Origin of the sequence: Azonexus caeni (assembly GCF_048146105.1) — a bacterium.
Lineage (GTDB): Bacteria > Pseudomonadota > Gammaproteobacteria > Burkholderiales > Rhodocyclaceae > Azonexus > Azonexus aromaticus_B.
The window spans coordinates 25,700-36,592 of sequence record NZ_JBKJAD010000029.1; the positions used below are offsets into that span (position 1 = coordinate 25,700).

The 10,893-nt window shown below is 65.6% G+C and carries 12 protein-coding genes and 1 pseudogene; 11 read left to right on the forward strand and 2 right to left on the reverse strand.

Going from position 1 to position 10,893, the window contains the following annotated elements:
* Positions 1-249 precede the first annotated feature (249 nt).
* The 10 genes from ACLIIZ_RS19300 (at position 250) to ACLIIZ_RS19345 (ending at position 8,534) form a co-directional block, all read left to right on the forward strand.
* A complete protein-coding gene (locus tag ACLIIZ_RS19300) occupies positions 250-1,059 on the forward strand; it encodes a DeoR/GlpR family DNA-binding transcription regulator (RefSeq protein WP_416694935.1) in 810 nt (269 codons plus the stop codon).
* The gene (locus ACLIIZ_RS19305) at positions 1,056-2,078 is read left to right on the forward strand and encodes an extracellular solute-binding protein (RefSeq protein ID WP_416694938.1); all 1,023 of its coding nucleotides are present in this window, start codon (positions 1,056-1,058) and stop codon (positions 2,076-2,078) included. The genes ACLIIZ_RS19300 and ACLIIZ_RS19305 overlap by 4 nt, the downstream gene beginning before the upstream one ends.
* 61 nt (positions 2,079-2,139) lie before the next feature.
* Positions 2,140-2,970 carry an ABC transporter permease gene (locus ACLIIZ_RS19310; RefSeq protein WP_416694940.1) on the forward strand — a complete coding sequence of 277 codons (831 nt, stop codon included), beginning with the start codon at positions 2,140-2,142 and terminating at the stop codon, positions 2,968-2,970.
* Between the two features lie 9 nt (positions 2,971-2,979).
* The gene (locus ACLIIZ_RS19315) at positions 2,980-3,804 is read left to right on the forward strand and encodes an ABC transporter permease (RefSeq protein ID WP_416694942.1); all 825 of its coding nucleotides are present in this window, start codon (positions 2,980-2,982) and stop codon (positions 3,802-3,804) included.
* Complete coding sequence (locus ACLIIZ_RS19320; protein WP_416694944.1) at positions 3,801-4,838, forward strand: ABC transporter ATP-binding protein; 1,038 nt, start codon at positions 3,801-3,803, stop codon at positions 4,836-4,838. The genes ACLIIZ_RS19315 and ACLIIZ_RS19320 overlap by 4 nt, the downstream gene beginning before the upstream one ends.
* A gap of 2 nt (positions 4,839-4,840) precedes the next feature.
* Positions 4,841-5,656, forward strand: coding sequence for a phosphodiesterase (locus tag ACLIIZ_RS19325; RefSeq protein WP_416694946.1), 816 nt, complete (start codon positions 4,841-4,843; stop codon positions 5,654-5,656).
* Positions 5,657-5,671: 15 nt separating this feature from the next.
* Entirely contained in the window at positions 5,672-6,472 is an 801-nt protein-coding gene (locus ACLIIZ_RS19330) for an HAD family hydrolase (RefSeq protein WP_416694948.1), read from the forward strand.
* A gap of 105 nt (positions 6,473-6,577) precedes the next feature.
* A complete protein-coding gene (locus tag ACLIIZ_RS19335; protein WP_416694950.1) occupies positions 6,578-7,306 on the forward strand; it encodes an SDR family oxidoreductase in 729 nt (242 codons plus the stop codon).
* A gap of 112 nt (positions 7,307-7,418) precedes the next feature.
* Complete coding sequence (locus ACLIIZ_RS19340) at positions 7,419-8,144, forward strand: uracil-DNA glycosylase family protein (RefSeq protein ID WP_416694952.1); 726 nt, start codon at positions 7,419-7,421, stop codon at positions 8,142-8,144.
* Positions 8,145-8,198: 54 nt separating this feature from the next.
* Positions 8,199-8,534, forward strand: a complete 336-nt coding sequence (locus ACLIIZ_RS19345) for a group II intron maturase-specific domain-containing protein (protein ID WP_465221451.1) — start codon at positions 8,199-8,201, stop codon at positions 8,532-8,534.
* Positions 8,535-8,623: 89 nt separating this feature from the next.
* Here the strand turns inward: ACLIIZ_RS19345 and ACLIIZ_RS19350 are convergent, their stop codons facing one another.
* On the reverse strand, positions 8,624-9,400 hold the full coding sequence (locus ACLIIZ_RS19350) for an ATP-grasp domain-containing protein (protein ID WP_416694956.1): 777 nt from the start codon (positions 9,398-9,400) through the stop codon (positions 8,624-8,626).
* 123 nt (positions 9,401-9,523) lie between these two features.
* On the opposite strand from ACLIIZ_RS19350, the gene ACLIIZ_RS19355 reads away from it, so the two are divergent.
* Positions 9,524-10,549, forward strand: coding sequence for an IS110 family RNA-guided transposase (locus ACLIIZ_RS19355; protein ID WP_416694958.1), 1,026 nt, complete (start codon positions 9,524-9,526; stop codon positions 10,547-10,549).
* 228 nt (positions 10,550-10,777) lie between these two features.
* Here the strand turns inward: ACLIIZ_RS19355 and ACLIIZ_RS19360 are convergent.
* Positions 10,778-10,893, reverse strand: a pseudogene (locus ACLIIZ_RS19360) (IS5/IS1182 family transposase); the annotation flags it as partial.

Consider the following 10,893-nt stretch of genomic DNA (forward strand, 5'->3'; position numbering starts at 1 on the left):
CGGCAGAGCGACGCAGGGGGAAGGCCGGGATGGCATGGCAGAAGGGCGGCTATTCATGAAAACGGGATGATAGGCGATCGCTCCGCCAAAAACATGCTCATCGGGAAATTGCCCTTTTCGTTCCGCGCTTTCGAATGAGTGTTTCAGGTTTCATTTGAGCGCCATCTTCCTGAAATATGCGCCGCCTAGCATTTCGAACGAACGCGCCGAGGCGCGGAATCGAGACATCCCATTCAGGAAAGGACAGGCATGCAGGCGGAACAACGCGCCCGGGCGATCGTCGAGGTGGTACGCGAGCGAGGTTTCCAGACCATCGAGTCGCTGGCCGGCGAGTTTGCCGTGACGCCGCAGACGATACGGCGCGACGTCAACGCGCTGAGCGATCAGGGCATGCTGCGCCGCCGTCACGGTGGCGTCGAACTGCCGCAGCAGGGAGAGAACCTGGCCTATCCGGCGCGTCAGCAACTCAATCTGGCTGCCAAGCGGGCGATTGCCCAACTCGTGGCGCGCGATGTTCCGGCGCGCGCCTCGCTGTTCTTCGGCATCGGTACGACGCCCGAACAGTGCGCGCTGGCCCTGGTGCATCACCCGCAGTTGCGGGTGATGACCAACAACCTGAATGTCGCCATGCGGCTGGCGCACAACCCGGACTGCGAACTGATCGTTGCCGGTGGCCGGGTGCGCAACCTGGACCTCGACGTGGTGGCTGGCGAGGCGCACGACTTCTTTGCCCGCTTCAATGTCGATATCGGCATTTTTGGCGTCGGCGCCGTGGCGCCGGATGGCACCTTGCTCGATTTCAGCCTCGACGAGGTGGCCATGCGTGAATCGTTGATGCGCCATTGCCGCCAGCGTTTCCTGGTCCTCGACCACAGCAAGTTTGCCCGTGATGCCACCGTGCGCGGTGGCCATATCACCGATGCGACGGCGGTCTACAGCGACCGTCCGCTGCCGTCGTCGATCCGCGCCATGCTCGTCGCCGGCGGCGTGCGCGTGGTGGTGCCGGCGGAAAACCCAAACCTTTCGCAAGTTTCCCTCACCCCTGGAGAATGCTCATGATCCCAACCCGTTTTGCCCGTACCCTGGCCGCCGTCGTCCTCGGCGGTGCCGCGCTGTTTGGCGCCACTGCCGCCTTCGCCGAGGAAACCGCCGTCTGCTACAACTGCCCGCCGGAATGGGCGGACTGGGGCGCGCAACTGAAGGCGATCCGCAAGCGCCTGGACATCGTCGTGCCGCCGGACAACAAGAACTCCGGCCAGGCTATCGCCGCGCTGATCGCCGAGAAGGCCAACCCGGTGGCGGACGTCACCTACCTCGGCGGCATCGCCGCCGACCCGGCGCGCGATGCCGGCGTGCTCACCCCGTACAAGCCGAAGGGCTGGGACAAGATTCCGGCCAGCCTGAAGGACCCGGAAGGCCACTGGTTCACAATCCATTCCGGCACCCTCGGCCTCTTCGTCAACAAGGCCGCGCTCGGCGGCAAGCCGGTGCCGCAAAGCTGGAGCGACCTGCTCAAGCCGGAATACAAGGGCCTGGTCGGCTATCTCGACCCGACCTCGGCGGCGGTCGGCCAGCTCGGCGTCATGGCCATCAACCTGGCGCTCGGCGGCAGCTACGACAACCTCGATCCGGCGATCCGCTTCTTCAAGGAGTTGCAGAAGAACCAGCCGATCGTGCCGAAGCAGACGTCCTACGCCCGCGTCATCTCCGGCGAGATTCCCATCCTGCTCGACTACGATTTCAACGCCTATCGCGGTCAGTACAAGGATATGGCGCCGGTCGCCTTCGTCATTCCCAAGGAAGGCACGCTGGTCTTCCCGTATGTCATGGGGCTGGTCAAGAACGGGCCGCATGCGGTCAACGGCCGCAAGATGCTCGATTTCGTCCTCTCCGACGAAAGCCAGGCGATGTGGGGCGATGCCTACCTGCGCCCGGTCTTCGCCGACAAGCTGTCGGCCGCAGCCAAGGCCAGGTTCCTGCCCGAGCGCGAGTACGCCCGCGCCAAGCCGGTCGATCTGAAGAAGCTGGCGGCTGCCCAGGCGGCGATCATCGAGCGTTATCGCAACGAAGTGAAGTAATCGACGCGGCACGCGGCGCTCCGGCGCCGTGTGCCAGTTCCCGTGCTCCAGCCCCTTGCCCATGTCCCATTCCCTCGCCATTTCCCGTCGCCAGAGCGCCTTGCTGCTGCTCCCGGCGGCGCTCTTCTTCACTGCCTTCTTCCTGTTGCCGATGCTGCGCCTGTTCTTCATCGGCGCCAGCGGCCAGCTTGGCTGGAGCGCCTACCTGGCGATCGTCACCGACGCGAACTACTTTCGCGCCCTGTGGACGACGCTCGCCGTGGCCGCCGTGACCACCCTGCTGACGCTGGTGATCAGCGCCATCTCCGGCGTCTTCCTGCAACGCCATGCCTTTCCCGGGCGCGCCCTGCTGGTGTCGGCGCTGACCCTGCCGCTGGCCTTTCCCGGCGTCGTCGTCGGCTTCATGGTGATCATGCTGGCCGGTCGCCAGGGCTTGATCGGCGAGGTCTTCGCCCTCTTCGGCGGCGAGCGTCCGGTGTTCGCCTATTCGCTCGCCGGCCTGTGCATGGGCTACGTCTATTTTTCGATTCCGCGCACCATCCTGACCATCATGGCCGCTGCCGAAAAGCTCGATCCGCGCCTCGAAGAGGCCGCGCGTTCGCTCGGCGGCTCGCCCTGGCATGTCGTGCGCGACGTGATCCTGCCGGGGCTGCGGCCGGCCTTCGTCTCGTCGGGGGCGATCTGCTTCGCCACCGCCGTTGGCGCCTTCGGCACGGCATTTACGCTGGCGACTCGGATCGAGGTGCTGCCGATGGTCATCTATACCGAATTCACCCTGTCCGCCAACATCGCGATGGCGGCGGCGCTGAGTTTTTCGCTCGGCGCCATCGCCTGGCTGGCGCTGGCGCTGGCGCGCAGCGCGGCCGGCTCGACCGTCGCTGCGGCGGGCTGAGGAGGCGGCATGAACAACGGAAAATACCTCACCAGCCTGCAGTTCGCCTTCACGCTCGCGGTCTGCGCCTTCCTCGTCGTGCCGGTGGTGATGTCGATCCTTGCCGGGCTGACGGTCAACTACTTCGTCGGCCTGCAAAGCGGGCTGACCTTGCGCTGGGTGTTCGAAGTCTGGGGCGGTTACCGCGACACGCTGTTCCTGTCGTTCGGCCTGGCGCTTGCCTGCCTGCTGCTGACGCTGCTGCTCGGCGTGCCGCTGGCCTATCTGCTCGCCCGGTCGCGCGGCCGCCTGGCGCGCGCCATCGAGGAACTGCTGATGCTGCCGGTCGCCGTGCCGGGGCTGGCGACGGCGCTCGGGCTGATCGTCGCCTACGGCGGCTTCGCCGGCTTTCGTACCTCGGCCGCTTTCATCCTGGTCGGTCACGTGCTGTTCACGCTGCCCTTCATGGTCCGCTCGGTGCTCGCCGTCCTCAGCGTCATCGACCTGCCGACGCTGGAAGAGGGCGCCGCCTCGCTCGGCGCCGGCTTCTGGCAGCGTTTCCGCGACATCGTCCTGCCCAACTGCCGCAACGGCATCCTGGCCGGCGCGTTGATGGTGGTGACCCTGTCGGTCGGCGAATTCAACATGACCTGGCTGCTCCACACGCCATTCACCAAGACGCTGCCGGTTGGCCTGGCCGATGCCTATGCCTCGCTGCGTCTGGAGATCGGCAGCGCCTACACGCTGATCTTCTTCCTGCTCATCACCCCGCTGCTGCTCACCCTGCAGGCGCTCGCCCGGCCACGCCGGCAGTCGTTCGCCGCGCCGGACAACACTATCGAGAATGCTTCATGATGCAAACCGTTCCCATCGCCCTTGAAAACTGTGCCAAGACCTTTGCCGACGGCACCCGCGCGCTGGAAGCCGTCAACCTGGAAATCGCCGCCGGCGAAACCGTCGTCCTGCTCGGCCCCTCCGGCTGCGGCAAGACCACCACGCTGCGCCTGATCGCCGGGCTGGAACAGCCCGATGTCGGCGGCCGCGTCCGTTTCGGCGCCGACGACGTGACCGCCTTGCCGATCGAAAAGCGCAACGTCGGCATGGTCTTCCAGTCATACGCGCTGTTTCCCAACATGACGGTGGCCGAGAACATCGCCTACGGTCTGCGCCTGCGCCGCCAGTCGACCGCCGAACAGCGTGCCCGGGTCGGCGAAATGCTTGCCCTGATGCGCATCGAGCGCCTCGCCGAGCGCAGCATCGACCAGTTGTCCGGCGGCCAGCGCCAGCGTGTCGCACTGGCTCGGGCGCTGGCCGTGCAGCCGCGCGTTTTATTGCTCGACGAGCCGTTGACCGCGCTCGACGCCAAGTTGCGCGACGTGCTGCGCTTCGAAATCGACAGCCTGCTGCGCGAGCTGGGCATCACGGCAATCTACGTCACGCACGACCAGGCCGAAGCGATGGCGCTGGGCGACCGCATCGTCGTCATGGACCACGGGCGCATCGCCCAGGTCGGTGCGCCGCGCGAGATCTACCAGCAGCCGGCGTCGCGCTACGTCGCCGAATTCATCGGCACGATGAACCGCCTGAGCGGCCACGCCGACGGCGAAGTCTTCCACTGTGCCGGCGGTTATGTTGCCTGGCCGGCACTGCCCGCCGGGGCGCAGGAAATCCTCTTTCGCCCCGAAGATACGCGGATCGCTGCCGACGGCGAGGCGGCGACGCTGCACGGGACGGTCGGCGCCGCCTTTTTCTGCGGCAACCACGTCCGCCTCTTCGTCGAAGTCGGCGAAGCCCAGCCGCTGGTCCTGGAAACCCCGGCCCGGCGCGAGTACCGGCGTGGCGAGCCGGTCGCGCTGGCGGTCGAAACCCACGGCCTGATGGTTCTGTAAACATGCTCATCGCACAACTGACCGATACCCACATCAAGACCGCCGGCCGCCTGGCCTACCGGCGGGTCGATACGGCGGCGATGCTGGCCGCTGCGGTCGACGCCTTGCGCCGGCTTGATCCGCAGCCCGACCTGGTGGTCATCACCGGCGACCTCGTCGATCTCGGCAACGCCGAGGAATACGCCCGCCTGCGCGCCCTCCTGGCGCCGTTAGCGCAACCGCTGCTGGTCGTTCCCGGCAACCACGACGCGCGCGACGCGCTGCGCCAGGCTTTCGCCGACGGCGGCTATCTGCCGGCCAGCGGCTTCCTGCATTACGCGGTCGACGACCATCCGCTGCGCATTATCGGGCTCGATACCCTGATTCCCGGTCAGGGCGGCGGCGAACTGTGTGCCGAGCGCCTCGCCTGGCTGGCGCGCACCTTGGCCGCGCGCCCGGCAGCGCCGACGCTGATCCTGATGCACCATCCGCCGTTCGCCACCGGCATCGGCCACATGGATCGCATCGGCCTGCGCGGCCGGCAGGCCTTCGCTGCGCTGCTGGCGCAACACCCGCAAGTGCAGCGGGTGCTGTGCGGCCACCTGCACCGGACGATCCACGCAATGGTCGGCGGGCGGGCGGTGCTGACCGCGCCGAGCACCGCGCACCAGGTCGCACTCGACCTGCGCGAACAGGCGCCCAGCGCTTTTCGCATGGAGCCGCCCGGCTTCATGCTGCACCGCTGGGCGGACGACATGCTGGTCAGCCATGTCGCCAATGTCGGCGATTTCGCCGGTCCCTTTCCCTTCTTTGACGAGAACGGCGCGCTCATCGACTGAGCGCGCCGGATAAACATGCATCTGGCACTTTTCGATCTTGATCACACGCTGCTCGACGGAGACAGCAACAGCCTCTGGCTGTCCTACCTGGTGGCAGCCGGGCAATTGCCCGCCACCGTCCTGCACCGCCAGGCCGAGGAATACGCGCGCTACGAAGCGGGCATTCTGGACATCGCCGCCTACCTGGATTTTCATCTTTCGTTGCTGGCCAGCCGGCCGTTGGCGAAATGGTTGCCCTGGCGCGAGCGCTTCGTCGCCGAGGTGATCGCGCCGCGCGTTTCTCGGGACGCCATGGCCAGCGTTGCGGCGCATCGCGAACGCGGCGACTTGCTGGCGATCGTCACGGCAACCCACAGCTTCCTCGCCGAAGGCATCGCCGAGCTGTTCATGCCGATTGCCCTCATCGCGCCGCAGGCCGGCGTGGAAGACGCCAGCCTGAACGGCCGCATCGTCGGCGAGATCAGCTACGGCGAACGCAAGCCGGACGCGGTCCGGGTCTGGCTGGCGCGGCATGGGCTCAAGCTGGCGGATTTCGCGAGCGTGCATTGCTATTCCGATTCGAGCAACGATCTGCCGCTACTGGAAATGGCCAGCCATCCGAACGTCGTCAATGGCGATCCCGGCCTGGCTCGCCTGGCTTCGTGCCGGGGTTGGCCGGCGCTGGAATGGCGGACGCGAGCGCTCGGCGCAGGTTGCTTGGCCGACGCCGCCGGCGATGGCGCGGTTTCGGGTGAAGACGGTGCCGCTCATCCTCGGGCCGTCGATCGCCGATCCGCCAGCCTGCGTGGCCGGCACAGCGATGGCGCCGAAGTGTAGCGTGCCGCTGACCGGGGGCGGCAGGCAGGCACCGACGCATTGACGCGGCGCGGCCCGCCGCCGAAGATGGCGGGCCGCGCGCAAACCGCGAACAGGAGAGTCGTCATGCAAGCCATCCTCACCGGACACAGCCGCGGCCTGGGAGCCGCTTTAGCCGCCGAACTGCTCGGCCGCGGCATTCCGTTACTCGGCCTCGCCCGCCAAGGCAATCCGGCGCTCGCCGCCGCTTACCCGGGGCGTTTGAGCGAGGCCGCGCTTGATCTCGCCGACGATGCGGCGCTGCGCGCCTGGCTCGACAGTCAGCAGCTGGGCGACTTCCTGGCCGCCGACGACGGGCCGCTGCTATTGATCAACAACGCCGGCGTGCTCGGCCCGATGGCCGCGCTCGACGCGCAGGCGCCGGGCGAGATCGCCGCCGCCATCGCCATCAACGTCAGCGCGCCGCTGCTCTTCAGCGCCGCGCTCGCCCGCCGACACGCCGGCGAACTGCGCATCCTGCACATCTCCAGCGGTGCCGCCCGCCATCCCTACCCGGGCTGGAGCATCTACGGCGCCAGCAAGGCGGCGCTCGACCACCACGCCCGCTGCGTCGCCGCCGATGGTCGCGCCAAGCTGCGCATCTGCGCGCTGGCCCCGGGCGTCATCGATACCGACATGCAGACCCGCATCCGCGCCAGCGCCGAAGCCGACTTCCCGCTCAAGGACAAGTTCGTCGCCCTCAAGGCCGAAGGCCGCCTGAGCACGCCGCAAGGCGCCGCGCGCGCGGTAGTCGATTACCTGTTGAGCGAAAAATTCGGTAGCCAGCCGGTGGCGGATTTGCGCGAGCTGGGCTGACGCCGCGCGCGGCCGTTTGCGCGTCCAGCGCCGGCAGGGAGGGCAGCGCGCCACTTCGGCCGGGCGCTGTCCTCTGCGATAATCGCGGCCTTTCCTCGTTGCCCGTCCGCTCATGACTTCCATTGCCTCCCGCCTCGTCGATGCCGCCCAGACGCTTTCCCGTGACGTCGACGCGATGCGCTTCGCGGCGCCGGTCAGCCACGTTTACAACCCGCTCGACTACGCCTGGAGCGTGCATCGCGCCTATCTGGAACGTTTCGGCAACAGCAAAAAACGGATCGTCTTCCTCGGCATGAACCCGGGGCCGTTCGGCATGGCGCAGACCGGCGTGCCCTTCGGCGAGATCGCCGCCGTGCGCGACTGGCTCGGCCTGTCCGGCGCGGTCGGCAAGCCGCTGCCGGAAAATCCCAAGAAGCCGGTGGACGGCTTTGCCTGCAAGCGCGGCGAAGTCAGCGGCCAGCGCCTGTGGGGCCTGTTCCGCGAACGCTTCGGCACGCCGGAAGCCTTCTTTGCCGAACATTTCGTCGCCAACTACTGCCCGCTGGTCTTCTTCGACGAAGGCCGCAACCTGACCCCGGACAAGCTGCCCGCCGCCGAAGCCGGGCCGTTGCAGGACGCCTGCGACGCCCACCTGCGGCGCATGGTCGAAGCGCTGCAGGCGGAATGGGTGATCGGCGTCGGCGCCTGGGCGGAAAAACGCGCCGCCAGCGCGCTGGCCGGCTTGCCGCTCCGCTTCGGCCGCATCCTCCACCCAAGCCCGGCCAGCCCGGCCGCCAATCGCGGCTGGGCACCGGAAGCCACCCGGCAGATGGTCGAAATGGGTTTGTGGGAGAACTGAACAGGCTGTTCCGGGCAGCGGTTTTTCGGGAGGCAATGACCAAAGCCGCCGATTTTGCGCCATGATGACCTTGTTGCTTCCGCCGATCGCCCGAGGCCCGCTGGGCGCGAGTACCACAGGCCGATCCCTGAACTGGACGAGTGGCTGAGAAGGCGCATCCGGATGTGCTATTGGAAACAATGGCGCTGGCCGCGCACGAAGATCAGCCACCTGCTGGCCTTGGGCGTCAGCCTGAAGACGGCGATCCAGCATGGCGTCAGCAGCAAGAGCTACCGGCACATGGCACGCACGCCGGCGATGCAACAAGCGTTGAACAATGACTGGCTTCAGCGCCAGGGCGTGCCGAGCATCAAGCAACTATGGTGCAAGGCACAGGGCTACACGTCTTAGTCGAGCGAGCCATCTCGTTGAACCGCCCACTGCGGACCCGCACGGTGGGTGGTGTGGGGGCCGGGGGAGAGAAACCTCTGGCTACCCGATTAGCCACGGAATATCTCCAGAAACCGATTTGCGGGCCACTGTTTGCGGTCGGAAACTTGACCATCCCCGAGTTCGATGAGGCGCGGTGTGCCGTCGGTGGAAAGTACGACATCAACGGAGAAAAACGGGCTACTGATTCTCGGAGCAACGGTTTGAACGATCTCGGGCACAGCGCCGTTGCGCGCATAAGGTTTGCCTCGAAACACAAAATAGCGCTCCTCCGTGTCGGGCGCCAAATCCTCAAATTGCCTGATGCAGACGCCACCCTCCACTTGGCCTCGGTATTTCTCAATTAGCGAGACGATCTCGGCGATTTCTCCGACCGAGTTCGCAACCGAGCCCCGGTTTGTGGTCAGCGACTTCACATAGTCTTTGACGAAGAAAGCGGGCCAATGGCGATCAGCAACGGCGGCCGCATAGTCTGCGCCCTTCTCTACAAAGATGGTTTCGGGAGTGAGATCTTTGCAGAGTGAATACCACTTAGGAAGGTAATGACAGAGGCGATATTGCGTAACGGAAGTAACCGCGCGAGCGCCTTTACACTCAATGGCCCCCAGCAATTTCTCATAGCCGCTCGGGCTTAACATCCATCCGCGATAGAGGACCTCTTCCTGATCAGCGAAGACCGGACGCGGCTTGAATTCACCGGACTCGAAATCCTCGGCCGAGTAGAGCGAGCATGCAATGCCAGCAGCCTGAGCAGCTAAGAACTCCTCAGCGTAGGTTTCGTCGGGCTCCTTCTTGTTGAAGGGATCACAAGGGTAGAGAAAGCGCATGGCTTGAGTGGCTAACGAATGAAAGGGACTTCCCCGTCCCGAGGTAGCGGCGGAAGCCGCGTGCAGCGGTCGCTGCCATGATTGAGTTTCCACACCAAATCATTCGCTCGAAAGGGGAAGTCCATGGATATTGTCACCGTCGGCATCGATCTCGCCAAGAATGTATTCGCTTTGCATGGCGTTGACCAGAGCGGCAAAGCGGTTTTCATCAAGCCCAGGGTGGCTCGCAGCCAGCTGCTGGAAATGGTTGCCCATCTGCCGCCCTGCCTGATCGGCATGGAAGCCTGTTCCGGCGCGCACCACTGGGCAAGGGAATTCAGCCGCTACGGCCACACTGTCAAACTGATGGCGCCGAAGTTCGTGGCGCCGTACCGGATGAGCGGCAAACGCGGGAAGAACGATGCGGCTGACGCTGCCGCCATCTGCGAAGCCGTCACCCGGCCCAACATGCGCTTCGTGCCGGTCAAGGGCGTCGATCAACAAGCCATCCTCTGCCTGCACCGCACCCGGCAAGGCTTTGTCGAAGAACGCACCGCGCTCTACAACCGCTTGCGCGGCCTGATCGGCGAATTCGGCATCGTCCTGCCGCAGAAAGTCGAACGCCTGCGCCGGGAAATTGGCGCCCATCTCGAAGCACTCCCCGGTTGGGCCAATCGCTGTGTCGGTGACCTGCTGGCTCACGCCGACCGCCTGAATGAACGCATCGAGGAATACGACAAAGCCATTGCCCAGGCCGCCCGCCAGGACGCCAGAAGCCGACAACTCATGCAACTCCCCGGCATCGGCCCGACCACGGCCAGCGCCCTGGTTGCCAGCCTGGGCGGCGGCCACGACTTCAAGAACGGTCGGCAACTCGCCGCCTGGGCCGGGCTCGTTCCCGGCCAATGCAGCAGTGGCGGCAAAGCCCGCTTGGGCAGGATCACCAAGGCGGGCGACGCCTACCTGCGCAGTCTGCTCGTCATGGGCGCCCGCGCCGTTCTCGCCGGACTGGGCGACAAGCAGGATCGCTTCAGTCGCTGGGCCAGAAACCTGGTCGAGCGACGGGGCTACTGGAAAGCGGCGGTTGCCATTGCCGCCAAGAACCTGCGGCTCGCCTGGGCGGTATTGCACTACGGCGACGATTTCCGACGCATCGAAGAGACCGCCTGAACCACAAAACCTTGACCGCGGTGTTAGGCCGCATTGCGCTCAAAGTGCCGTTGGTAGAAGCGTAAGTACCGAGTATTCACCTGAAGGCAAGTGATTTGTGAGTACATCAGGCGCTCCGTCTTTGCAGACCACTTGCCTGTGCCTGTGAACGTATGAAACTCTACTTGTGCCGCAGTTGCACGGAGTGAGCGCCCGATTGCGAATTCTGGGGAAGGGCCTAGGGCGTGTTCACATTAGCCAGATGTAAGCGCAGGCAAGTTGCAAGAATGCGTTGAAGCGCGTAGCCAGTTTTTCATAGCGAGTTGCCAGTCGGCGGAATTGCTTGAGGCGGCAGAAAAAACGCT